The organism is Holdemania massiliensis AP2, assembly GCF_000327285.1.
Taxonomy (GTDB): domain Bacteria; phylum Bacillota_I; class Bacilli_A; order Erysipelotrichales; family Erysipelotrichaceae; genus Holdemania; species Holdemania massiliensis.
Genome location: NZ_HE998567.1, coordinates 1,035,356 through 1,060,087 on the forward strand (window position 1 = coordinate 1,035,356; position 24,732 = coordinate 1,060,087).

Below are 24,732 nucleotides of genomic sequence, written 5' to 3' on the forward strand. Positions count from 1 at the left end.
GCACAACGCCGTATTTTTGATCTGCCGCTTCAGGATGCGGCTAATTCTTCATGATAGAGCTGCTGAGCAAGGTTATGATAATGGTCATGGATTCGTTCCAAATCTGTCAGCACCTCACTGAATACCACACACAGCGAACCGTCAATCTGTTGATTCCGCAGACGCTGGATTTGATCCTGACGGCTCTTTTCGCAGCATTGATCCATTTGTTCCTCCAGCTGATCGATGTGCTGCAATGTATCTGCACGATGATATTCTTCAATGGTCGGAAGCAGCGCGGCAGTCTGATTCAGAATTGTCTGCAGCTCTGCCAGTTCCCGGCTTGCGTGCGGTGTGATCTTCTGCTTTTCCTTCAGAATCTGGGAAGCATGTTCCGATAAATTAACGACATGATCGCCCATCCGTTCCAAATCATTATTAATTTTAAATAAGACATTCAGCCGGCGGGAATCCTCAACGTTCATCCGCGCCGTGGCCACGACCGGAATCGCGTCGATAATCGTGCGGTGGATCGTATCAATCTCGCTTTCCTGCGCCAGAATTTTTTCTTTATCCCATTCCAAGGTTGTCAAGCCGCAAAACGCTTCGTCAAGACTGGACTGAACCAGGTGATACATACGGTTTAACAGTTCGCTGATCTCATGCAGTGAAATCGTGACATTGCCTAAACGCTGTTCCGGAATGCGTGTGATTTCAATAACCGGTTTGACTGCTTCCTTTTCCTGCGGCAGCAGCTTTACTGCCAGAGCCGCTAATCCGCTGCCTAACGGAAGCAGAACCAACGTCGTCACCACGTTGAAGAGCGTATGGAAGTTGGCGATCTGCGCCGCTGGATTGGCCGGCGTAAACTGAGCAATCCAATCGGTCAGCGGCAGCAGCAGCACAGCTCCGCTAAACAACAAAGCGCCGCCGACATTAAACAGCAAGTGAACCAAAGCGACTCGTTTTGCATTTCGGTTGGAGCTGAGTGAAGAAAGCACTGCCGTAATGCATGTTCCGATGTTCATACCAAATAAAATGAAGACGGAATGCTGCAGCGTGATCAATCCATTGTTCGCCAATGTTTGTAAAATTCCGATGGAAGCGCTGGAGCTTTGTATGACAGCCGTAAAAAGCGCCCCGGTAAGCACCGCGATCAGGGGATTGTTAAAGGCGGTAATCAAGGACAGAAAGGCTGCGTTATCCCGCAGCGGCGCCATCGCATCACTCATCATGCCCATACCGATGAAGAGAATACCAAGCCCGCCGACAATCATCCCGACTGCGTTGGTTCTTTCTTTTTTCAGGAACACAACCATGACGACGCCGATCAAAGCGATAGCCGGTGCCGCAGCGCCAATATCCAACGCGATCAGCTGGCCGGTAATCGTGGTGCCGATATTCGCACCCATAATCACACCGACAGCCTGCGGCAATGTCATTAAGCCGGCATTGACAAACCCTACCGTCATGACTGTGGTTGCGCTGGAGCTTTGAATCAAAGCGGTAATCAGGGCGCCGACAATCACCCCCATCAGCCGATTAGAAGTCAGTCGTTCAAGGATTGACTGCAGCCGATCCCCTGCGCATAACTCCAATCCATCACTCATCATTTTCATTCCATATAGAAATAAGGCCAATCCGCCCATTAAAGCAATGATAAAACTGATATCCATAACGTTTAACAACCCTTTCCTCTGCTTTAGCATGCCCATTATAAATGAAAAAAAGAGTTTCTGCGTAACGAATTTGTTAAGTTTTCGTTAACAGAAGATTCTCTTTCTTCCCTTTCACAACAAAAAAAAGCAATGTCCGAAGACATTGCTTGTAAGCGTTTTGAATTAAGCCAAAACTCCGAAGAAAGCCAGAACGATAGCGAACAGAACAACAACGAGAATCAGCTTGTTGGAGTTCATCCACTTCTTACCCAGCATCCAGTAGCACAGAGCTGCGAATAATGCAGGGAACAACGCAGGCATGATGCTGTCAGCATATTTCTGCAGGTTGAATTCATTGAACATTTCTTCGCCAGTTTCCGGGTCAACACCTAAGCTCATTTTCAGAGTAGCCAGAGGGAACTTAACGTTCAGCGCGATCATGCCGCCGACAACCGTCAGACCTAAGACAGAAGCAGCTTCTGTCAGAGCGTTCATCGTGCCAGACAGGGAAGTAACCAGCTTAACGCCTTGTTCATAGCCCATGTCAAACATTTTCATACGTGCGAACAGAACGACAACCATCCAAACTTCCCAAATCATGATACCTAATGCGTTGCCTTCCAGAGCCATCGTTGCAGCGATAGATCCGAAAACCGCGCCCGCGATCATGCCGAAGATTGTATCGCCGATACCAGCGAATGGTCCCATCAACGCTGTCTTAATCGAAGCGGCAACATCCAAACCTGTACCAGATTCTGCTGTCTGTTCTTCGATAGCGACATTCATACCAACAATGATATCACCCATTGCAGGCTGTGTGTTGAAGAATACAGAATGAGTTCTCAATGCCTTCTGCTTCAGCTCAGGACGATCGCCATACAGCTTGTCGATAACCGGCAGCATGGTGGTCAGGTAGCCTAAGCCCTGCATACGTTCATAGTTCCAGCCAATCTGAGAGTTCCAGATCCAGCGCAGATTCAGGCTTCTTAATTCTTTCTTAGTGAACTTCTTACTATTCGTCATAATCGTCGTCGCCTCCCTGTGCAGTGCCAGCAGCTAACTTAGCAGTAGCATTCTGGTAAGTAACTAACGCTGCGGCTGTACCGATTAAGGCGATACCCAGAATCGGCATATTGATATAAGCGGCTAATACGAAGCCTAAGATAATGAACTGCGGCTTCTTCAGAACTGGCAGGTAACGCATCAAGATTGCGAAACCAACGACCGGCAGCAAGCCGCCAGCGAATTTGAAACCGTTCATGATGAATGCCGGAATGATCTTGATCAGAGTGTCAACAACGCCCTGGCCAGCAACCAGCAGTAACAGAACAGGCAATCCACGGGACAGGCCCCAAGGAATAATACCTAATGTGTTCATCAGCGCGATACCCTTAGTGTTGTCTTCTTCAACATACTTGTCAGCGATGTGCTGGAATGCAGTGTTGGAGAAACGAGCCAGAATATCCAACTGTGTGAATAATGCAGCTAATGCGATACCGATTGAAGAAGCCATTGCAATCGGGTCAGCGCCGGAAGCAGCGCCTAAGGCTGTAGCGATCATACCCGAAGAAGTGATGTTCGGAATCGAAGCTCCTCCGTATGTGCCAGCGCCTAACTGTGTCATCTGTAACGTACCACCAACAACTAAGCCGTATCTCATATCGCCTACGACGATGCCGGTGAATAAGCATGCAAGAATACAGTTGTTGAAACCGATGTTCCAAGACAAACTATCGATGATGCTCCAAAATGCCCATGCTGTAATCAGCAGGATTTGGATAATACTCAACCCTCCAGACATAAATAGTCCTCCCTTTCTAACCTTTTGTGTCTTTGGTTTTTTCCGGTTGCCCGGACCCTCGAAAACAATTTATCCGCCCCTCGGCCTACGTGGCTTCTTACGCAGCGCCGCGGTTCAGATGTAACCGTTTTCTCGATGATTAAATGATACACTAGAAAGTATGATTTGTAAAGCCTCAACACATATTTTTCACATAATTCAAAGAAATTTTCACAAAATTAGAACTGCAATTTATGCATTAAACAAACAGATGAATCTTCCCAATTCTCCCTGTATACAAGCATTATTAATAATTATGATCATGAATTCTGCAAGTCGTTTTCCTCCCGTTTCCCCTTCTAAAACTTTCACAATTTTCCCGTTTGTTTCATAAAATTGTTATGTTTTCCATATCAAATCCAGCTTTTATTATTGTATTCGCGGCCCTGCCGTTCTAGAACGCCTCAGATTTGAAATAACAAGAAACTGAGCTTTGCATGCAGAACGGCTTCATCTGCAAAGTTTGCGATGATATCCTGCAAGGATTTCAATGCGGCCCCCGTATTTTGCAAAAGTTTTTGACCTCAATTCCTTATCGCCGTATTCAAGATGATCTGACTCTTCAACCTTATATAACTCCCGCGGATGGATCAGACAAATTCGCGCATCAATCTTGCTCTGTCTGATTTTGCTTTTCAACACGGCCGATGAAACTGTTTTTTGCTGCCGGCTTGATCGAGTCTTATCCTTCATCCGAACCCTTTTCTCCTTTTTAACGACATTGAAAAGAAAAACAGGATTGCTCCTGTTTAAGAAATTTGTTTAGCAAGTTCGGTCAGATCTTTGGCTAAAGCTTCGATTTTTTCACGTTCCACTTCATCGTCATGATTCGTCGCCGTATTCTCAACAATCAGCGAACCATTCATATTTTTCCCGCGGCAGACGATCATTCCTTTTTCATAGAAAGACAGCGACGTATACTTCACGTGATCTTCATCGACCAGGCTCATGTGCAGCTTGGCTTCCTCATCCCGGCGCTTCACAATCGCCTCCAGCTTTTCCGCATTGCCTTTGCTGGCTTCAAAATAGCCAATTCCCAAGCGCGGTCCTTTGCCGACACAGTCCAAAATAATCACATTGCGGTCCTTAATCGTATTGGGAAGTGCATCCCGAAGCATATAGTCGCCGACGTGCGTTCCGTTTCCGCCGTCAGTCAGCACAAATGCCACCTGATCCCGAAGCTTTTCCGGCAGCTGCTGAGCAATCAGATAGGCTGCAATCACCCCTGAAGTATTCCGATTCAGATTTACTTTGTTGCCGATGCGGAATGTCATCATAAAGGAAACGACAATCAGAAGGGTCAATACCGCCAAAATCAGCACGGACAGAACGAAATTATCCTCAAAATTAATCCGCCGGCCCAAGCCCAGCAACAAAATCAACCCCAGCACCATGCTTAAGATCACCGGCGTATTCATCGGCAGGAAAGAGGAAGAAAAACTGGCGTTGCCGTCCATCGGAAAATAACGAATCGGATTGCCGAAATCATGATTCAGCGTATCGTAATGGGCTACAAAAATCGTTTTTGCCTTGCCGACATTGCCGATCATCAAATTCATACCCTTCGTTCTTTTTTTCTTTCCCATCGCGCCGCGTACAGAATACCCCAACGCCTGGAAATCCTTGCCGATCTCATTGCAGAAAAAATTCTTTTCCTTGCGGGTAAACCGGCGCCCGATTGTTAAACCATATTTTATAATCAAATCATCAATATTCATCATAACCTCCAGCGGATATTCAGCTTTGCCGTCCGCTTATTTCTTTCTGCCCCACTTCTCCGGCCATTTAAACGGCGAATTTTTCATCTTTGCCTGCTGCTGACGATGGGCTTCCTTATCCGGTACAAATTTGTTGAAGCAATGCACCAGTTTGGTACTGCTGTAAGCATTGATAAAAACAAATTCTTCCTCGCTGACGCGAACCACCAGCATATCCATTCCGGCTTTCCCCTGACGGAACACCCATTCCTGTACCTCATCCCAGCGAACCATCTGGCACAGCTCTTCATCGCCCCGCGTGTAAACGACGAAATAATCCGGGTAAGCCTCTAACAAAATATAGTTAGGCGTCTTCCATAAAACCAGCAGCGCGACAACAATCAGAACAGCCCCGACAATCCAAACAAATTTTGCTGCAATCATCAAAATTCCAACCAGAATGCAGACAATAATCGATACGTACGGCTTGATATTAATCGAAACAACCGGTTTTCCCGACTGCGGCAAATCGGCGATCCGACACAGTTTCGCTCTCATTTCTTCCATTGATTTCACCTCTTGCGTTTCATTATAACAAAATTCCCTCTGTTCGTCATTCAAAATTCGACGCGAAACCGAAAGCGCTGTCAGAATCCTATTTCGCAATTCTTCATTTTCCCTCGTTTTTTCCTGGATTTTTGATATAATGGAAAAGAAAACCGAATCAATCAATTGAGGAGTGAGGATGTATGTGGATTGTAGCGTTTATTACCGTGGTGGCTGTATTGATTTTCGCCTCGCGGATGAAAGAGTTGAAGAATGCGCGCGAAGCGATCGCCGCGGCCGGGGGTATCAGTTCCAAATATCAGTGCATGGATTTTTCCAAAGGTCCGAAAACCGCTTATCTTATCCTGTCGGTCGTCGGCATTATTTCAGGAATCTACGGTTATACAATTGAGGATTATACGACAGTTGCTCTGGGGGTTCTGATTTTCTTTTTGTTTCTGGCGGAATTCTTCATGGCCAACATTCAGTACAAGTTCTATTACAGCAGCACAGCCTTTATCAACCGCGGTAAAGTCGTGCGTTACAAAAGCATCAAAGACTTTGAGAAGAAAAAAATGCCGATGGCCTTTGTTGCCGTCATCACCTTCAGCGGCGACAAGCATTTAGTTCCGCCTAAGGCTCTGGCCATCATCCAAGAACAGATGCAGAAAAAGGAAAATAAAAAAAGAAAATCCGCCGCGCGCGGATTTTTTATTTTCGTTTTTTTTCGTCTGTACTATTCTTCCATCAGTCTTTCAAGCGCTTCCGCCACGGAACTGACCACGATCTGCGCTTCCTGTCTGACTGAAGCCGGAGAAGTATGGAAGGTAAAGCTGGGGGCGGTTGAACGCAGCAGAGGAATATCATTATAAGAATCGCCGATTCCGGCAATCGTCTTGAGCTGCAGATGACGCTTAAGCACCTCAATCCCGAAGCCTTTGGAACAGCCGCGCCGGGCTACATCAATCCAGACTTCATTCTGAAAGGCCTCCAGTTCAGCAAACGTGCGATTGATCCGATCCGCCTCTAACCGCGCTCGATCCTCTGTGCCAGCATACAAAGACAGTCCAAAGATTTCGGCCGTCAGTTCATCCAACCGCGAGAAAACACGGTATGGAATGGCTGTCAGAATCGAAGCGGAAGGCGGAATCTGACCATCCGGCTGCCTTTGACAGAAGGTCCCTTCACTGGTCTGATAATAAAAATCAATTTCTTTGTCCAGCGAGCCGCTGAGCCGAAATGCGGTTTCCCGGTCAATGCAAGCTTTATACAGCGTCCGGCCGGCGTGGTCCAGAATCAGCGCCCCGCTGCTGAGAATCATAAAGTCACAGCGCAGCCGTCCCCGAATTGGCGCAGCAACCCCTGAAAGCGGACGTCCCGTACATAAGCCAAACAGATGTCCCTGCTTTTGAAACATGCGAATCTGTTTGAGATCATCGCTTTTAAACTGACCCTTAAAAAATAACGTACCGTCAAAATCACTGGCTAATACCTTCATGGACACAGTTCTCCTTCTTAATTGTTTCCTCAGCTCCTGTCAAACAGGATTCCGTACTGCTTATCATTATACTGACTGAACATTTTCTGTCAAAGCCAAACAGATTCATACTGGGAAATATCATCAACCTCATCAGCAAAAAAAACAGCTGAATCCAGACTTACCCGGTTCAGCTGCTTCTTCTCATTTCAGTTATGCTTAACCTGATTAAAGATCTTTAATCAGCGGCATGAAGTCGATTTTTTCTTCTGTCGGAACCATCTGCGCTGTAAACTTAACGCCTCTGTCCGTCAGTTCTCTGAAAGCCGCGACATCTTCCGGCGTAACGCTGACTGACCGCTTAACCTGCGTCGAGCCATGCTTGTTGGACATGTTGCCGACATTGACAACCGGGAACATATAACCGGCATCCGCAACCTGCTTAATCGTCTTTGGACCTTTCAGAACGACAAAGATACGATCCGTCGGATAAGCTTCGCTTTTCAGTCTGTCCGCCGCTTTTTCAGCCGGCAGAATCGACAGTTTAACTGTGGATGGGCAAGCCATCTTCAGCGCGATTTTCTGAATTTCATCCTTCGCTGCCATATCATCGATAACCATGATACGCGTAGCGTTTAAAGTATTCGTCCAGACAGCTGCAACCTGACCGTGGATCAATCTTTCGTCAATACGAACATTTACAATTTCCATAAGTGTATTTCCTCCCTTTGTAAGCGTTTAATTTGACTATTCCCATTTTAGCGTAATTCCAGGGTCGTGTCAATATTTCCATTTGGACACTCCCTGAGCTTTGTCTAAATGTTATTTCGGTCGGCCCTTGAAAATCACGCTCAACAGAGGTGATTGAAGGTGTTTTTTCAATTATTAAGCGCTTACATTGAAACCCGAAATTTTCTTCAGCTATAAATTTTTTTGGTTAGCGCCTGTGAACTTTCTGTGAAACTCTTTCAGAAACAACTTTTCATCCCTTTTACTTTGTAAAACCCAGTAAACTTGAGTATAATGAAAAACGGCGGTGATGAAATGACCTGTTTAAAGGTAATGACCTTCAATTTAAAAAATGATTTGTTTTTTACCCGAAAGAATCTGCGCTGGGATACCCGCAGGCAGTATGTCCGCAATCTGATCGCTTCGACCTCTCCCGATATCATCGGCGTCCAGGAGTTAAGCGATTTAATGCGTGAACAGCTGCAGGCGCTTTTGCCGCAATATCAGTTTGTCGGCCAGGCCCGCAACCGCAGACGGCAGTTCATGAACGAACATTCGGATATTTTGTTTCTGAAAGATCGCTTTGATCTGCTGGGCGAAAAAACATTCTGGCTTTCCAAGCAGCCGGATCAGGCCGGCAGCCGCACCTGGACCAGTATTTTTCCGCGGATCTGCACGATGGTTCATTTGAAAGATCGTGAAACCGAACAGGTTTTCCGAGTCTTCAATACGCATCTGGATCATCTGTTGTCGTACACCCGGACCTTTGAGGTCCGTACGATTATCAGTGAAATGCAGCGGCTGCAGAAAGAAGCGACCTGTCCTCTGATTTTAATGGGGGATCTGAATTCCACGCTGTCCAGCCCGGCGCTGCAGTTATTGACGATGCCGGAAAACCGGCTGCATTTGAAGCCGGTCTATGATTCCTCGGCCATGTTCAATACTCTCCACTATGGCAAAGGCCGGCTGAAAGAAGACCGGCAGCCGATTGACTACATCTACGTCAGCGAAGAATTTGATGTTCATTCAACGCGGATTATCACGACCTGCTTCAACGGATTGTATCCATCAGATCACTATCCGGTCATTTGTCATCTGGTTAAGAAAGGAAACACAGAATCATGAGGGATTATTGGGAATTATTTGCAACCTTCAGCAAGCTGGGGTTGTTCACCTTCGGCGGCGGTTATGCCATGCTTCCGCTGCTGGAATCAGAAATCGTAGAAAAGAAAAAATGGGCGACTTACGATGAAATCACCAATTACTACGCCGTCGGCCAATGTACACCCGGCATCATTGCGGTGAACGTATCAACATTTATCGGTTATTATCAAAAAGGGATCTTGGGCGCAGTGGTTTCGACCTTCGGCTTTGTTTTCCCCTCGCTGATCATCATCGTGATCATCGCAGCTTTCATTCAAAACTTTGCCAGCCTGGCGGTCGTCCAGCATGCGCTTGCCGGCCTGCGCGTCGGAGTGTGCGTCTTGGTGCTGACCTCGGTCTACAAGCTGATTAAAAACGGCGTAAAAGACAGCTTTGGCATCGTCATGTTTGTCTTCGCGTTTCTTTTGTCGCTGTTTACAAATATTTCAGTCGTCTTTATTACGCTGGGCGCCGGTTTGTTCGGCTTTTTGAAATATAAGCTGGGAGGGAAGAAAGCATGAGCATCCTGATTCAGTTATTCCTGGAATTTTTCAAGATCGGTTTGTTCGCCGTCGGCGGGGGATTGGCCACCATCCCTTTCCTGCATCAGCTGGCTGAAAAATATACCTGGTTTACCGTCGAAACCTTAGTCGACATGATTGCCATCTCAGAATCTACGCCGGGGGCTATGGGTGTGAATATGGCCACTTACAGCGGTTTTACAACCGCCGGCATCTCCGGTTCGCTCATCGCAACCTTAGGCTTGGTTCTGCCGAGCATTGTGATCATCATTATCATCGCTCACTTCTTAAAACAATTCAGCGACAGTCCGGTTGTCAAAGCGATCTTTACCGGTTTAAAACCTGCGGTCGCGGCCTTGATCCTGTGCGCGGCGCTGAATCTGGTCAATGTATCAGTCATCAATCTCAGTGCCTTTCAAGCCTCCGGCAATCTGATTGATCTGTTTCCATTAAAAAACATTCTCCTTTTTGCGGTCTTGTTAATAATGACGACCAAAATCAAAAAACATCCGATTGTCTGGATCGCCTTATCGGCAGCCGCCGGCGTTCTGTTTCAGTTCTGACTGTAAACTCTCTCCTTAACCGGGGAGATTTTTTATGCTTGCGCAACGTGTGCGCAGCAAGCAAAAAGAATATCGGGATGGAAGCTGAAATAATGGCGGACAACATTCAGCTTTTGAGAAGCAGAAAAGGAACGGCAAACTGAACTAGACAAGCTTTCTTCCAATTTCAATCGTAGTCAAGCAAAAACCCACGGACTAACCGCGGGCAATTTTCGCCGGATACCATTTTTCAAACGCGACGGTAAACACGCCCATCGCCATCGGGCTGAGGATATTGATCAGAATTGCAACCTGCGGCCGCCTGCTGAGCATCAGGATTAAAGTCCAGAAGGCGCTCAGGACATAAAGGCTGCCCCAGCAGCAGGACAGAATACGATTGGTCTTCATGAATACCGGATTCTGCAAAGCGTCATCGCCATGATAATTTTCCTTTACATAATGAGCGCTCAGGGGAATCGCGGTGCTGCAGGAAACCAGCCACAACAGCCCAAAACAGAGATAGGAGAGCGGAACAAGCAGTCTTTCATCGCAGCCCTGCACCGCCAGCAAGCCGATCCCGCCGACAAGCAGTCCGGACAGTCCGTCATAAACTGTCAGCTGCCATTTCTGCCCGGCCAAAGTTAATAGGAGTGCAGCAGCGACTGCCAGGTTTCCGCCGAAATTGTGAGAAACCGGCAGCAGCGTCCACAGACAGCACCACGGCAGAAGCAACAGCAGCATGTTGGTCTTTTTTCTGGTCTGAGCTTGATCAGCCTGACTTTGCGGAGCGTGCGGACCGCTGAAATAGCGGTCCCATTCCATTAATAAATGGAGATCTCCCAACGTTTTGTAACGGCCTTCCATCATCGCCTGATCGCCCCGCATTTCCCCGCGGGCAATCGCCTGCCAGACGCTTAGCGGCGTTTCAACGCGGGTCGTATAGGCCCCGGCATTCAGCGCACGAAGTTCACAAGTCTTCCCCAGCACAAGCTGGTATCCAACTTCAACATCCGTATAGAAAATCTCAAATACCCTTTCTTTACCATCCAACGAGATGGGATTGTACATGGCTGCCATCTGCCGCGTAAATCGCTCTGCCTGACGGATTTTTGATGATTGGGAATCCGCCGCCTCTTTAGGATTGGCAATATTCCAGCTGGCATTGGCCAAGGTAATGAACTGCTCTCTGGGCAAAAGCGGTGTTCTTAACCGCTCCAGCGTGGGGACAGACAGCGCCTGCGAAACTGCATATTCCCGACCAGCCTGGCGCACATGCGTCAAATAGGCCGAGGTCGCCGCGCGCAGCTCCGGCCGGGCAAAGAGCTCACCCTGCGGACAAAGAATTTTTAAGCCATCCCCAAAGGTCAGATCAAACTGCTGGATCAACGCCTCATAATTCTGATTCACCGTATAAAATCCGCAGGTTGAAATCATGAGCGTTTTGGCCTGGGCTTGAGGATAACGCCTCGGATGAATTGCGCGACCGTCCGCCCCGGCTTCAATAAAAGGCAGATTCAGCGGCAGACAGCGGTCAAGGACGGTTTTTACCGGTCCCGGCATGCCGTAGTAATAGAGCGGAAAACTCCACAGAATCCAATCGGCGTCCAGCATTTCATCCAGGATGCCAGCCATCTCATCCGCGATCACGCACCGGCCCGGCGTTGCCGTCCAGCAGCCGAAACAGCCGCGGCAGGGATCAATGCGCAGTTCGCTGAGATTCAGGGTCTTCACGCTCAGCTTGGCTTTCAGCTTGTCTTTCATGCCCGCAACGAACGCCTGCGTCAGTTGATACGTATTGCTTGAAGTCCCGCGCGGACTTCCGTTAAGCACCAGCATTTTCATCGTGATCATCCTTTAGCCTTTCAATACAGCGATAAACCCAATCCAGACACATTCGGCTGTAAGCCAGCCCGAAGTCTGCGGTCATTTCCCAATACAGCGCATCGCGGGATGCCTGAGTCAGCGTCTGATACTGAGCGATGACTCCGCCGATCCTTTCCATCTGTCTTAGCTGAGCCTGATAGGCCTGCGCTAATTGCTGAAGACTTTCTATATTGTTCTGCGGCGGTCGCTTGGCAGAAAAGAATAACCGCAGCAGCACTTCGCTGCGCGTCGGCAGCATTTCCGCAGGCAGTTCGCTTTCCAGCCAGCGCTGCAGTTGTGCTTTGCCAGCAGGCGTAATCGAATACACCCGCTTATTGGGTTTGTCCGCCTGTACCTCAATCCGCGACTGAAGCCAGCCTAGAGCTTCCATCTGATTCAGTTCCCGGTAAATCTGACTTGTCTGCGCCTGCCAAAAATAAGACAGCGAATCGTTAAACGCTTTAGCCAGCTCATAACCTGTCATTTCTCCATAATTCAGCAAGCCGAGCAGTCCTTGCCGCAAAGCCATCGCAATCACCCCGCAATATTCTACTTGTAGAATATCATTCTTCGATAATAATGTAAAGCGGCAATTTAACAGCCGCTGAGACAGGATGCTTACGAATGCGAACAAAGCTCTGCCGGCTTCCCCGCAAACACAAAAAAAGCCTTCGTTGGAAGACTTTCTTTGTGACCTAAAGGGTTGATATGATTCCCGGCAATAACCAGGTGGGTACCCTGTTCAGATTTTTAGGATTCTCTGATAAATCAGAGTTTTCAACACCAAACTGAAACGTCCGGGTTCCCATATATCAAGTGTTGGAAATATATGTGTTCCCTTTAGGCATTAGTATTATAGCACGCATTTTTTTATTTATGAATGCTTGACATTTGGAAACTTATAGAAAGTGTTATTTTTCCAGAGCAATATGCAGTTCTTTCAGCTGTTTTTCATCCACTGTATTCGGAGCTTCGCTCATCAGATCCGAAGCGCTGGCAGTTTTCGGGAACGCCACGACATCGCGGATGTTGTCCGTGCCGGCTAAGATCATGACCAATCGTTCCAGGCCGATGCCCACCCCGCCATGCGGCGGCGTGCCGTAGCGGAACGCATCAATGAAGAAGCCAAATTTTTCCCGGGCCTCCTCCATCGACATGCCGATCGCTTCAAAAACCTTCTCCTGCACCTGCTGATCATGAATCCGGATAGATCCGCTCAGCAGCTCATAGCCGTTGAGAACCAAATCATAGGCGCGTGAATAACAGTTTTCCGGATCGCTCATCAGCTTGTCCACATCTTCCAGATTCGGGCTGGTAAACGGATGGTGAGCAGCGACATAGCGCTGTTCTTCCTCACTGTATTCAAACATCGGGAAATTCGTAACCCACAAGAAGTTAAACTGACTTTCATCCATCAGCTTCAGCTGACGTCCCAGCTTAATCCGCAGGGCCCCCAATGCCGTCTGAGCAACCTTGGCCTTATCGGCAATCAGGAAGATCAGATCGTTGTCTTTTAATTCCAGTGTTTCGATCAAGGCCGTCTTTTCTTCCGGTTTCAGCACCTTCGCTACCGATCCGCTCAGTTCGCCGTTCGCCATTTTCAGCCAGGCCAGCGCCTTTGCCCCGTAAATCTTGACAAATTCCTGAAGCTTATCTATTTCCTTTCGGGAAAACTGATCGGCAGCCTGAGCAGCGACGATCGCTCCCACCATTCCTTTAGGCTGTTCCAGTACGTTCTTAAAGACGGTAAAATCTGTATTCTGAAACAACCCGCCGACATTCTGGATCTCCATACCGAAACGGGTATCCGGTTTATCTGTACCGTAACGAGCCATGCATTCGTTATAGGTTAACCGCGGGAAGGCTGGCAGCTCCACCTGTTTCAGGTTCCGGAAGATTTCCTTCATCAAGCCTTCAACGACCGTCCAGACCTGTTCTTCATCGACAAAGCTCATCTCGATATCAATCTGTGTGAATTCCGGCTGACGATCCGCACGCAGATCTTCATCACGGAAGCAGCGGGCGATCTGGAAATATTTTTCAATTCCGCCAACCATCAACAGCTGCTTGTAGATCTGCGGCGACTGCGGCAGAGCGAAAAACTTCCCCTTGAAAATTCGCGAAGGCACAAGGTAATCGCGGGCCCCTTCCGGCGTGGATTTGCACAGAATCGGCGTTTCCACTTCAATAAAGCCCTGATCCGACAAATAATTGCGCGTCAGCATCGTCACCTTGTGGCGCAGCATCAGGTTGTTCTGAATCGGTGCGCGGCGCAGATCGAGATAGCGATATTTCAGACGCGTATCTTCCAGCGCGTCGGTTTCATCGGCGATGATCATCGGCGTTGTTTCAGCCGTGTTGACGATCGTGACCGCTTCCGCATAAACCTCAATGTCGCCGGTCGCCATCTTCGGATTTTTATCCTGCCGTTCAACGACCTTGCCTTCTACCTGCAGAATGTATTCATTGCGGACATCCTTCACTTGTTCCGCCAGCTTTTCATCCACGGTAATCTGAACAATCCCGCTGCGGTCGCGCAGATCGATGAATACCAAGGCGCCTAAGTTGCGGCGGCGGCTGACCCAGCCGACCAACGTGACCGGCTCGCCGACGTGAGCTAAGCGCAGCTCTCCATTTTGATGTGTGCGTTTCATGCTTGTTCTTCCCCTTCCTGTTGGAAATAAGCGTCCAGTGTGGCGATCAGTTCATCCTGATCAATCGTAATCTGGCGCTGCTGATCAATAAATTTGACGTTCACTTGATGATTTGCGGCTTCGCTTTCCCCGGCAATCACCGCGACTTTGGCTTTGCGCCGATCTACCGATTTAAACTGTGCTTTCAGCGAACGCGGCTGAATGTTGAATTCGGTATGGTAACCGGCAGCCCGGCACTGCGTCGCCAGTTCCAGCGGCAGCGTGCCAACCTCACCTAAGGCCATGACGTAGACATCCAGGCTTTCTTCTTCGCCCAGTTCCACTTCTTCAGCTTCGGCCAGGATCATCAACCGCTCCAGCCCCATCGCAAAACCAACGCCCGACATTTGAGGACCGCCGAAGTATTCGACCAATCCATCATAGCGGCCGCCCGCGAAAACAGTGGCCTGCGAACCGGATTCCGGATGCGTGGAAACAACCTCAAAAACGGTATGCGTATAGTAATCCAGCCCCCGCACCAGCTTATCGTCAATTTCATACGGAATTTCCAACGCATTCAGCGCCGTCAGCACCTGATCAAAATAGTCCTTGGATTCCGGAGTTAAATATTCCTGCAGCGATGGAACATTCTGCATGCTTGGATGCTCGCTGTCAACCTTACAATCGAGTAAGCGCAAAGGATTTTGTTCGTAGCGCCGCTGACAATCCGCGCACAGCTCACCCACATGGTCTTTGAAATGCTCGCGCAGCGCCCCGCGGTAGGCCGTCCGGCTGGCGTCATCCCCCAGCGTGTTGATCAGCACCTTGACCTGACTTAAGCCTAAAGCCTTGACGATGCTGTATCCCAGCGCGATGACTTCGGCGTCGATCAGCGGACTCTTCATCCCAATGTTTTCAATTCCAAACTGATTAAACTGACGGTAACGGCCTTTCTGCGGACGTTCATAGCGGAACATTTCACCCATGTAATAGAGTTTGGCCGGCATTTCCAGGCGGCCGTACATCTTGTGCTGAACAAAGCTGCGGACAACCCCTGCCGTGCCTTCTGGCCGCAGTGTCAGTGAATCTTCGCCATGCACCGAGAAGGTATACATTTCCTTATTCACCATATCGGAGCTGTCGTTTTCCCGTTTGAACACCCGCGTATCCTCAAAGACCGGCGTGCGGATTTCTTCATACCCATAAACATCGCAGAGATTGCGGATTAAATCTTCAACTTTCTGCCATTTGCGCGTCGCCTCCGGAAGCAAATCCTGCGTACCGCGCGGAGTCTGGTAATTCTCCATCATCATTTCCTCCTTTACCTGTTCAAGAACCACTACGATCATTCCACAAAAAAAACGCCCTCTAAGGACGCTTCATCTGCGTGGTACCACCTTAGTTCACGAAATCCCTTCGTGCCCTCTTTCCGATAACGCCGGAAATTCGTCAGCAGCTACTGCTTGTTCACTGCCGCTTCTTGCAAGTGTCGGTTACCGGAGGTGATAAAGGAAGCTTACAGCCTGGACTTCCCTCTCTTGCTTATCCCATTCCAGATCCCTCTTGGTCCTTGAATTTATCCCTAGTTTAGCACGATTTACTGCTTTGCACAAGGGCAAAATCGGCTTTCGCACAGCTTTGTAATACTCCCGCTTAATTATATAAACGGAGAGTTTCAGCCATTATGCCAAAGTCTTCAATTTTTCTTACTTTGTCTTAGCTTCGATGCTGCTATCCTTCGATTTCAATGATTTATTTGAACCTTCCTTTTTTCTAAAGGGACAGATTATTAAAATTCCGATAACAATCGACAAGAGATATAAGCCTATCGTGTCAAGCCGGATATTCCCTTTATAATGAATGACCAAAATCAAGCCACATAGGCTAAACAAAGACTCAAAACCAGCGGTAAAACAGCACTCACTTAAAACTACCTCCTTAAAATGTTTTGCACTCAATATAATTTCTGCTAGAAAACAAACAATAAACATCGGCATGGAAAACGTCAGCGCGTATAATAAAATGCGGATTGGATCTAGAAGCAAAAACAGCTCTCTTTCATTCACGCACAGGTGAAGCAAGCCCGGCAGAAATGAACTCAGAATTAGTATAATCGGACTTAAAAGATTTCTTCCCGGATCCTTTAAAATCATTTTTTTAATTTCTTGGTAAACTTCAAACATTACGATCACCCCTAATTATATTATACCGTATTTCCAATTTTTAACACAAACCAAAATCCATAATCTCCAACACGCTGCCGTTCACTTCTTTCCTTTTTCTTACAATCCGCATCTGCCACTAGTCTTTTATTTTTTCCTTGTGTATCATAAACTTACGAATTGAAGGAGGATCAGTTCATGCGTTATTATATTCGCCAGCGGTTCTTTTCCTGGACCGACAGCTTTGATATTACGGATGAGGAAGGTTATGCCGTCTACAACGTCCGTGCCGATTTATTAGCGTTATCGCATGTGCTTCGGGTCTTTGATGATCAGGATCAGGAAGTCGGCTTAGTCCGTGAAAAATTATTCCACTTCCTGCCGACATTTGAAGTTGAGCTGGATGGGGATCTTGTCGCCGTCATCCGCAAGGAATTTTCATTTCTGCATCCACGCTATCGCATTGACTGCGAAGGCTGGAGCGTTGAAGGAAACCTGTTTGGCTGGGATTATCAAATATATCGTGACGGCGAGCTGTGCGGAACCATCAGTAAGGAAGTCATTGCTTTGACGGACACGTATGTGATTGATTTCGATGATCCGCAGGATGAGCTGATGATTGTGATGCTTGTCTTGGCGATTGACGCCGCCAACTGCAGTGAGCACTAAAGCGGAGGCCCCTCATGAAAATTGTTTTAGGTGCAGGAGCAACGCAGTATGATGGCTGGATCAGCACACAGCAAAAACAGCTGGATTTATTGAAGCCGGAAACCTTCGAGGCCTTTTTCCAAGGAGAATTGGCCGAAGCCATGTTGGCGGAGCATTTATTTGAACATCTGACACTGGCCGAAGGCATGCTCGCAGCCCAGACGCTCTATCGTTATCTGCAGCCCGGCGGTTGGATCCGCGCGGCGGTACCGGATCGTTATTTCCGCAATGCCGATTATCAGCGGCTCGTACAGATCGGCGGCCCCGGACCTCAGGATCATCCGGCCGCTTCTCACAAAATTGTTTATGATTATAAACAGTTCTGCGCGGTCTTTGTCCAGGCGGGATTCGAGGTTTCCCTGCTGGAATATTGTGATGAACGCGGTGATTTCCATTATCGCTACGCCAACGGCGCGGATGGTCATATCGGCCGTTCCTATCGCAATGACACGCGCAACGCCTGCAATCATTTAGGCATGGTTTCGATTGTTCTCGATGCATTCAAACCGATTGTTATACCGCGGGAAGTGCAGGCTCTTGATCCAGACAAAATCCAGCAACTCAAAAAGCAGGCAAATTCAGCTGCCAACTAACAAAAACAGATCTGCGAACAAAGTTTCAGACAAATCCCGAAACCTTGGCAGGTCTGTTTTTTTGTTGCATCAAAGCGTAAAAATGATTTCAGCGTCAGGATTCAGCGCAGAATCTTACATCAGAAACTGAACGATCCTTTGTTTTTCTGCTTCCGTTAAGCTGTGCATATGTCCCCTGCCTTTCAATAGATAGGTTTCACAGTGGGGTATCATCTTTTCAGCCTGCGGAATTACCCGCGCCGCTGGAAACATACAGTCCTTTTCGCCAGCCAGCACAAGTGTTGGAGCCAGACATTTCTGCATGTCATTCACAGCTACATTGCTCGGCATGCCCGCCTTTACCTTTGCGTTATCAATACTGCACTTTGCGGTTTCAAAAGCATCGGGATCAATATTATCCTCGGTTACAGCCATCGGAAGAAGCGTTTTGATCAGCCACTTCTGCTGATGGGTAATCCAATACAACATCATGGGCAATGCCATACTGATCAAATTGATTGCCGGCGCATTTTTTATTCCGGATGGCACGTAAAGCACAGCTTTCTCAATTTTTTCAGGGGCAACGCACATCGTTTTGGCAAGTATACCCGCCCCAAAGGAACCGCCAAAGCATCGAATTTTCTGAAATCCCAGATTGGTAATCACTTCGCTCGCCCACTTGCCGTAATCATCGTTATTCGGCGACAGCGTCGTTTCCGCGCTTTTTCCAGGATGGCCGATCGTATCAACGGCATAGATATGAAATGGATCAAACAGGAACCTGCATGCTAATAAATTATAGGCGCTCGTTGCATTCCCGCCATGAAATACAAGCAAAGGCAAGCCCGCTGGATTGCCGGTTTCAATAAGATGCGTTTTGCCAAAGGAAGTATCCAGATAGATATCATAAAAGGATGTCTTAAGCCTCGATAACTGTTCATCATAAAGTGCCAAGATTTTCTGTTTCCCCTGCGGTGTGTTGTAAATCGTCTTCATGCATCCTCCATGCGAAAGAATTTCAATCTTCGCTGTCCGCCTTTATCCGTCAAAGGTGTATGCTTCCAGTTTAAAGCTGCCCAGCATAAAAGTCAAATCAGGTTAATCTCGTTAAAAACTGCTGTTTGCGGCCGCAAAGCTTTTTAGTCCGCGGATAAAGCACGTAAAATTAACAGCCGGTTTTCTACCTTGCAGATTCATTTGACACATTTCCAGAAGCATACCTTTCAGTTTAGAAGAAATTTTGAGCGGCTGCAGATTTTTTATTCATTTTTCAGACAATGCTGAAGCCGATCATACAGCTCATCCAGCACCCAGATCCGTTCCGGTTGACCGCCGGCATCCACGACGGTTTCCAGCAGCGGCAAAACCCGCGGATAAAAACGTTTTTCCCACACATCGGCAACATTCAGCGTTCGGGCATACCCATAGCTTTTTAACGCGTATTTCGGATCCCGTTCAAGCCACTCGTCCAGTTTCTTATCCGGCATCTGTTTGAGATCCCGCCGCCACTGCACCGCCTGCTGCCGAAGCCGCAGGCCTTCCGGATTCAAGGGCTTCATCCATACTAAGAGTAACAGAACAGCCGCCATGCTGAAATAACTGACTGCCAGCGGCAGCGATTGCAAAACATAGTATTTCATCACCCACTCCAGCAAGATCAGCCATAGAAGCCCTAAGCCTGCAAGCTGAATGCGGGAAACTTTCTTCCCTCGCTTCATCGCCAGAATACGCAAACCCAGAATCAAGGAGAGCCCCAGCAGGACTCCGTTAGAAAGCAGCGCTATAACGATGAGAGAAGTCTGATGAACCAGCATCCCGATCAGAATCACCGGCGGCAGCGCACTGAGCAGAATCAGCAGCCAACGCAAACCGGACAATCCCCGATGCCGCCATTGGGCCGCTTCCGACTGAGCCTGCTGCCAAGCCTCCTGAACGCAGGCCTGCCCCCGCTGGCTGATTTCCTCAATCGTCACGGAATTGCCGTCGCCCAGCTGAAACAAAGAATGCATAAATTGCTTTTCCCATTGCGGCTGATGAATCAGCGATCGCCGACGGAAAAGGCGCAGCGTCCGCCCGTCCATTTGTATCTGAATATAATCACGGGCTGCCCAATTCACAATGACCGCGGCCAACATTTCACCTTCTGCCTGCCGATGTGTCAGCAGCGCCGCCTGAACCGGATTGACGCCGTTAGGCAGTTCTCCCACAGCCCGGCGTTTTGCCGATCGGTTCAGTCCGCGGAACAATCCGGCCGCCAACAATACACCGATGGCAAACATCGACCAGAACCCCGTCGATCCGCGCATGGCATGATGCATAGAATACGGAATTTCGATCGTGAGGCTCACTCGATCATCCCCGGTCAGAGCCCGGGTTGATCTCAAATGCAGCAGCTTACCGTCTTCACTGCGGTCCATCGTCATCTTTTTATGATCGGCATAGTTCAAAATATTGTAAAAATCCGTCATCACCTCAAGGTCCTGAGGCATGCGCACCGTAACCTCCAGCACATCAATCTGCGCTTCATTCATCGTATCATCAAAGTTCAGACGCCATTGATCCGCAAGAGAAGTCAGCTCAATACGATAATCCAGAGTCAGTTCCGCCGCCTGAGTATCCGGCAGTTTCAAAAAGCCATATTTTGAAACCTCCAGCGTGGGATCGCTGATCACGACCTCTTTCAGCTGAGCGTCAGGATAACTGGGCCAGCCTAAAAACAAATCCAGCATCGGATCCAAATCATCACTTTGACGCAGCCATTGAATTTCCTGATGCACCTGTAAATCCATCTGAGGCAAGACCTCAATCTCTACACGCCAGAGGGTATAGCGGAAAGGCCACGAATAAACAGGAGCACTGGCAAACGTGCCTTCATCAAAATTCAAAGTCAGGTTGACGGCCTGATAATCCAGAACCTGATTGGAATCAAAGACAAACGTCTGATCCTGCCAGCGGCCTTCACCATACCGACATAGATTGCCGCTTTGGCCGCAGTCCAGAATCCAGTTATCCCGATGCAGCTCAGGATCCAGCTGCAGTTCAACATGCAGCTGCTCCGTCGGCAGATCCAAAGGCGAGTTGGCCAAATTCAGCGTCAGGGTGTCAGCCTGATCATTTTCGTCCTGAAACAGCTGCAGTGTGTATTCCAACTGCAGCTCAACTTGGGTATCGCGATTAAACCGGACACTGTTCCACTGCGGATCCAAAACAGCCTGATCGCTGATCAGTTTGACCTTTTCAGCCTTCATTTGTGAATTGTCCGGCAGATTTAAAAACAATTCATAATCATCGTGTGGGGGCAGCCTCAGCTGGAGGGTTTCCGTCACGGTGATCGTTTTATCCGAATGCAGTCTGGCCGCCACGGTACGGACGATAAGGCTTCCGCTTTCTGCCGCATGTACCGGCAGCGGAATAAAGCCCAGTCCCAGCAAGATCAAAATACTGAGCAATTTCTTCATCAATGCGGATCCTCCAGTTCAACCGGCCCAAAGCGCAGGTCAAGAATCTGATTTTTTAATGCAGCGCAGGCCGGATCACGCAGCAGTTTGTCGATCACGTCCTTGTCGCCGAAGGTATGCATCGGCGCAATCCATCGCAGATGACACGCCGCAGACCAACCTAACAACCCCAAATTGTACCCATCGTTTAAACGCGGATCCGTGGGAATCATCGCCAGATCAAACGTCCGACCTTTCACGCGTTCCAGTTCGCGATCAAAGCGTTGTTTCAAAACAGCATTTTCACGCCGGTCCTGCTCATTTTCCTCATCCCAATGCCAGTCGTTCAAATCACCGGCATGCAGAATCCGCCAGCCCTCGGCTTCTATGATGAACGCAACGCCCTCATCATTCGATTTCAGCGTTTCAACCGTCATTCCGTTAAGTTCATAACGCTGATGCGGCTTCACTTTGATATGATGATCATCCGAAACTCCAAAGATATCCCGGCTCAGTACATACCAGATCTGCTGGGTACCATGCTCAAGAATCGCTTTATCATAATGATCCGCATGATGATGGCTGGCAAAGAAGGTCACCAGTTTGCCTGCCGGCAGCGGCAGTCTGTCCTTGCCATAATAATCCAATACCAGCACATGTTCACGCAGCTCGATTAAAAAGCTGCTGTGCTCAATCCAAGTTATTTTCATAGCCCATCCCCCTTATGCTTCTATTTTACAGGAAAAAGCCGAAAAAAAACAGAATCCCGAACGACTCTGTTTCCCATTTTATTCAGCGCACAATCAAATTTTTATCGATGCGTTTTAAGGCCTGCGTGGCGACAATGCCGGTAAAGATACCCGTGGGGATTGAGGTAACCAGCAGCAGCGGAACGATTGTCATCATCGCCGCCGTCTTATACAGAACCATAACGATCACAACCTGACCGACACTGTGGCCGATAGCGCACAGCATCGACGTCGAAATCATCGACATCTTCAAGCCCTTCTTGATGATAATCAAAACAATCGAGCTGAGGATGACGCCGCCGGCTGAGATCCAAAAAGTGGATCCGAAGATTGTGCCTCTTAACAGATTGCCGATCACGACGCGCATCGTATTGACGACAATCATTTCCTGTATGCCCAGAATTTCAATCGTGATCAAAGCGATAATATTCGCCAGTCCTAAACGCATGCCAAACGGCAGCGACACAGTAAGCATGGTTTCCAGCAGATTAATCGCAATCGCCATTGCCGCCAGCAGCGTAACATAAACGAAATGCTTAGTTTTACTGATTTTCATATCAGTTATCCTTTAAGGTTACAATCACTTCATTCGGAATACAGACAATAGGAAAATAATCCTTAACACTGACCCAGCCGATCGAAGAACAGATATGGTTCGGACATTCCTCTTCCGTAATCCGCCATTTGCCGTCTTTGACTTCCAGTTTCATCTTGCCATAGGATCCGTCAAAATAGTAATCCTCATCTTTGTTGACATTAAACGTATGAATTACCTGATTTTTATACGTGACGATCCCATAAGTTTTGACGTTCATCCGGTTATAGATCTGAACGCCGACATAAATTCCCAGCGCTATAAATAAAATTGCGACTATCAGTTTAATTTCTTTTTTGCTCATCGTTTCACATCCTAATTCAGCTTTTCTATTATAACATGGTTGTTTATGATTGCAAGTGAAGGTTAGCTGAACATCGCCGCTGCAGAACTGGAAACTTATGCCGACTTTCCTCCGTGCTTTTTTCCTGACTTTCCTCTATAATAAAAACAGCATAAAAATTCAGGGGGATAAAATGATGCCGATGGAAGAAGCTCTGACGCTGGCTAAGAAGCGCCGCACAATCCGGAATTTTGACAGGAAGCCGGTAAACTTGGATGAAATTAAAACCTGTTTGGAAATTGCAGCCACGGCCCCCAGCGGTGCTGATATGCAGCCATGGCATTTTTGTATCATCACCAGTGAGGCAAAGAAAATTGAAATTCGTCAAGCCTGCGAACAGGTTGAACGGGAATTCTATGATCGACGAATCAGCGAAGTCTGGCGTCAGGATCTGAAAAAACTAAACCTGCAGGTTGAAAAACCGTTTTTGACAGAAGCACCGTGCCTGATTGTGATCTTCAAGCAATTGACACATGAAGATCAGCCCGGACACTGGGTTCCAAATTATTACGTCAATGAATCCGTCGGGATCGCGACCGGCTTTCTGATTCAGGCGCTGCATCAGGCCGGGTATGCGATGCTGACATACACGCCGGCACCGATTCATTTTCTTACAAAGCTGTGTCATCGTCCGGAAAACGAAATCGCCGAAATGATTCTGGTTGTGGGTCATGCGCGCCCAGACGCACCGCTGCCATCGTTGAAAAAGAAAACCCTGGAGGAAATCGCCGATTTCATCGATTAATTGATAAGAAGCACGATTCCGGCAAGGCTTTCCGATTGCCGGTATTGTTTTTTCGTACAATCGCCTCCATCAAAACGGCCGGAATTCTAACTTCCGGCCGTTTGAATAGATTCATTGAATTTTCCTGTTCACTTAGCCGCCTTCTTGCGGATCGGATGGCGAAGCACCGTCTTCTGTTTCGCCGGATCGCACTTTCGCGGATCGGACAAATAGATTTCATGATGCATCCGGACTTCGTTGAGCTCATTCTCATAGCCTTGGGCTTCGATGTAAGCGTCCATCTGCGCGACGCTGGCTGGTTCATCGTCATAAACGCCGATGTGCATCATCTGCACGCACAATCCCTCCTCAATCGTCAAAAACTCCGCGCTGGAACAGTCAATCTGTTTTTTTCGCTGAGCTTCCTCTGCAGCCCAGTCAAAATCCGCTTGTTGAATGAAATCCGGAACTCGGATCACGCTGATCCAGTGAAAATCGTTTTTATTCGCGTAATCCACGCCGTCAACACCCGGCTGCCACCAGAAGCCTTCCAGCGGCGGGACGACATATTCATAGAATCCCGCGATCTGACGCTTTCCTTTATAGCTCATTTTGAGCGTATAAGCGATAGCGTACAAAACGCTGACTGCCTTTTGATACGAGCCGCCCGCTTCGTTGGGATTGCCCTGCCCGCGGACCGCAAGATACGTCATCGGCGGAACTGTCACAATTTCCGGCTTGTTTTTCGGCATGTAGAACATCTTTGCTTCTTTCTTGAAATCATAGGCCATGTCAAACACCTTCCTTTGACTTC

25 protein-coding genes and 1 other RNA gene are annotated in these 24,732 nt (G+C 48.2%); 6 read left to right on the forward strand and 20 right to left on the reverse strand.

Annotation, left to right across the window (positions count from 1 at the left end; all coding sequences use genetic code 11):
* Positions 1 to 29: 29 nt before the first annotated feature.
* From BN162_RS04840 to BN162_RS04875, 8 genes are all read right to left on the reverse strand, one after another.
* Entirely contained in the window at positions 30 to 1,655 is a 1,626-nt protein-coding gene (locus BN162_RS04840) for a Na/Pi cotransporter family protein (RefSeq protein WP_020223955.1), read from the reverse strand.
* 165 nt (positions 1,656 to 1,820) lie between these two features.
* Positions 1,821 to 2,660 carry a PTS system mannose/fructose/sorbose family transporter subunit IID gene (locus BN162_RS04845; RefSeq protein WP_020223956.1) on the reverse strand — a complete coding sequence of 280 codons (840 nt, stop codon included), beginning with the start codon at positions 2,658 to 2,660 and terminating at the stop codon, positions 1,821 to 1,823.
* A complete protein-coding gene (locus BN162_RS04850) occupies positions 2,650 to 3,438 on the reverse strand; it encodes a PTS mannose/fructose/sorbose/N-acetylgalactosamine transporter subunit IIC (RefSeq protein WP_020223957.1) in 789 nt (262 codons plus the stop codon). Before BN162_RS04850 ends, BN162_RS04845 begins: the two co-directional genes overlap by 11 nt.
* Before the next feature lie 489 nt (positions 3,439 to 3,927).
* Positions 3,928 to 4,170: a hypothetical protein gene (locus BN162_RS04855; protein WP_020223958.1), complete on the reverse strand. Its 243-nt coding sequence runs from the start codon at positions 4,168 to 4,170 to the stop codon at positions 3,928 to 3,930.
* A 56-nt stretch (positions 4,171 to 4,226) separates the two neighbouring features.
* Positions 4,227 to 5,195: a hypothetical protein gene (locus tag BN162_RS04860; RefSeq protein WP_020223959.1), complete on the reverse strand. Its 969-nt coding sequence runs from the start codon at positions 5,193 to 5,195 to the stop codon at positions 4,227 to 4,229.
* Positions 5,196 to 5,231: 36 nt separating this feature from the next.
* A complete protein-coding gene (locus BN162_RS04865) occupies positions 5,232 to 5,741 on the reverse strand; it encodes a hypothetical protein (RefSeq protein ID WP_020223960.1) in 510 nt (169 codons plus the stop codon).
* Positions 5,742 to 6,456: 715 nt separating this feature from the next.
* Positions 6,457 to 7,218, reverse strand: a complete 762-nt coding sequence (locus tag BN162_RS04870) for an HAD-IIB family hydrolase (RefSeq protein ID WP_020223962.1) — start codon at positions 7,216 to 7,218, stop codon at positions 6,457 to 6,459.
* Between the two features lie 207 nt (positions 7,219 to 7,425).
* Positions 7,426 to 7,908, reverse strand: a complete 483-nt coding sequence (locus tag BN162_RS04875; protein WP_020223963.1) for a PTS sugar transporter subunit IIB — start codon at positions 7,906 to 7,908, stop codon at positions 7,426 to 7,428.
* Positions 7,909 to 8,241: 333 nt separating this feature from the next.
* On the opposite strand from BN162_RS04875, the gene BN162_RS04880 reads away from it, so the two are divergent.
* From BN162_RS04880 to BN162_RS04890, 3 genes are read left to right on the forward strand one after another with little or no spacing between them, the layout of a single operon-like run.
* Positions 8,242 to 9,051, forward strand: coding sequence for an endonuclease/exonuclease/phosphatase family protein (locus BN162_RS04880; RefSeq protein ID WP_167539992.1), 810 nt, complete (start codon positions 8,242 to 8,244; stop codon positions 9,049 to 9,051).
* Positions 9,048 to 9,590 carry a chromate transporter gene (locus tag BN162_RS04885; protein ID WP_020223965.1) on the forward strand — a complete coding sequence of 181 codons (543 nt, stop codon included), beginning with the start codon at positions 9,048 to 9,050 and terminating at the stop codon, positions 9,588 to 9,590. Before BN162_RS04880 ends, BN162_RS04885 begins: the two co-directional genes overlap by 4 nt.
* A complete protein-coding gene (locus tag BN162_RS04890; RefSeq protein WP_020223966.1) occupies positions 9,587 to 10,153 on the forward strand; it encodes a chromate transporter in 567 nt (188 codons plus the stop codon). Before BN162_RS04885 ends, BN162_RS04890 begins: the two co-directional genes overlap by 4 nt.
* A gap of 195 nt (positions 10,154 to 10,348) precedes the next feature.
* On the opposite strand, the gene BN162_RS04895 is transcribed toward BN162_RS04890, so the two are convergent.
* From BN162_RS04895 to BN162_RS04915, 6 genes are all read right to left on the reverse strand, one after another.
* On the reverse strand, positions 10,349 to 11,974 hold the full coding sequence (locus tag BN162_RS04895; RefSeq protein ID WP_020223967.1) for an NAD(P)H-dependent oxidoreductase: 1,626 nt from the start codon (positions 11,972 to 11,974) through the stop codon (positions 10,349 to 10,351).
* Positions 11,955 to 12,524, reverse strand: coding sequence for a PadR family transcriptional regulator (locus tag BN162_RS04900; RefSeq protein WP_020223968.1), 570 nt, complete (start codon positions 12,522 to 12,524; stop codon positions 11,955 to 11,957). The genes BN162_RS04895 and BN162_RS04900 overlap by 20 nt, the downstream gene beginning before the upstream one ends.
* 159 nt (positions 12,525 to 12,683) lie before the next feature.
* A non-coding RNA gene (gene ssrS / locus BN162_RS18280) (6S RNA) lies at positions 12,684 to 12,845 on the reverse strand.
* A 61-nt stretch (positions 12,846 to 12,906) separates the two neighbouring features.
* On the reverse strand, positions 12,907 to 14,649 hold the full coding sequence (gene aspS, locus BN162_RS04905) for an aspartate--tRNA ligase (RefSeq protein WP_020223969.1): 1,743 nt from the start codon (positions 14,647 to 14,649) through the stop codon (positions 12,907 to 12,909).
* Positions 14,646 to 15,938: a histidine--tRNA ligase gene (hisS, locus tag BN162_RS04910; protein ID WP_040451149.1), complete on the reverse strand. Its 1,293-nt coding sequence runs from the start codon at positions 15,936 to 15,938 to the stop codon at positions 14,646 to 14,648. Before hisS ends, aspS begins: the two co-directional genes overlap by 4 nt.
* Before the next feature lie 396 nt (positions 15,939 to 16,334).
* Positions 16,335 to 16,811 (reverse strand): hypothetical protein, encoded by a 477-nt coding sequence (locus BN162_RS04915; RefSeq protein ID WP_020223971.1) that lies wholly within the window; start codon positions 16,809 to 16,811, stop codon positions 16,335 to 16,337.
* Between the two features lie 177 nt (positions 16,812 to 16,988).
* Between BN162_RS04915 and BN162_RS04920 the strand changes: the two genes are divergently transcribed.
* Positions 16,989 to 17,459: an LURP-one-related/scramblase family protein gene (locus BN162_RS04920; protein WP_020223972.1), complete on the forward strand. Its 471-nt coding sequence runs from the start codon at positions 16,989 to 16,991 to the stop codon at positions 17,457 to 17,459.
* A gap of 14 nt (positions 17,460 to 17,473) precedes the next feature.
* A complete protein-coding gene (locus BN162_RS04925) occupies positions 17,474 to 18,091 on the forward strand; it encodes a class I SAM-dependent methyltransferase (protein ID WP_020223973.1) in 618 nt (205 codons plus the stop codon).
* A gap of 114 nt (positions 18,092 to 18,205) precedes the next feature.
* Here the strand turns inward: BN162_RS04925 and BN162_RS04930 are convergent, their stop codons facing one another.
* From BN162_RS04930 to BN162_RS04950, 5 genes are all read right to left on the reverse strand, one after another.
* Entirely contained in the window at positions 18,206 to 19,066 is an 861-nt protein-coding gene (locus BN162_RS04930) for an alpha/beta fold hydrolase (RefSeq protein ID WP_020223974.1), read from the reverse strand.
* 263 nt (positions 19,067 to 19,329) lie between these two features.
* Entirely contained in the window at positions 19,330 to 21,528 is a 2,199-nt protein-coding gene (locus tag BN162_RS04935; protein ID WP_020223975.1) for a DUF2207 domain-containing protein, read from the reverse strand.
* Complete coding sequence (locus BN162_RS04940) at positions 21,528 to 22,217, reverse strand: MBL fold metallo-hydrolase (protein ID WP_020223976.1); 690 nt, start codon at positions 22,215 to 22,217, stop codon at positions 21,528 to 21,530. The genes BN162_RS04935 and BN162_RS04940 overlap by 1 nt, the downstream gene beginning before the upstream one ends.
* Positions 22,218 to 22,299: 82 nt before the next feature.
* Positions 22,300 to 22,812 carry a Gx transporter family protein gene (locus tag BN162_RS04945; protein WP_020223977.1) on the reverse strand — a complete coding sequence of 171 codons (513 nt, stop codon included), beginning with the start codon at positions 22,810 to 22,812 and terminating at the stop codon, positions 22,300 to 22,302.
* A 1-nt stretch (position 22,813) separates the two neighbouring features.
* Positions 22,814 to 23,155 (reverse strand): NusG domain II-containing protein, encoded by a 342-nt coding sequence (locus tag BN162_RS04950; protein ID WP_020223978.1) that lies wholly within the window; start codon positions 23,153 to 23,155, stop codon positions 22,814 to 22,816.
* 172 nt (positions 23,156 to 23,327) lie between these two features.
* Between BN162_RS04950 and BN162_RS04955 the strand changes: the two genes are divergently transcribed.
* Complete coding sequence (locus BN162_RS04955; RefSeq protein ID WP_147612144.1) at positions 23,328 to 23,939, forward strand: nitroreductase family protein; 612 nt, start codon at positions 23,328 to 23,330, stop codon at positions 23,937 to 23,939.
* Positions 23,940 to 24,067: 128 nt separating this feature from the next.
* Here BN162_RS04955 and BN162_RS04960 read toward each other — a convergent pair whose 3' ends face one another.
* Entirely contained in the window at positions 24,068 to 24,709 is a 642-nt protein-coding gene (locus tag BN162_RS04960) for a GyrI-like domain-containing protein (protein WP_020223981.1), read from the reverse strand.
* Positions 24,710 to 24,732: the final 23 nt, after the last annotated feature.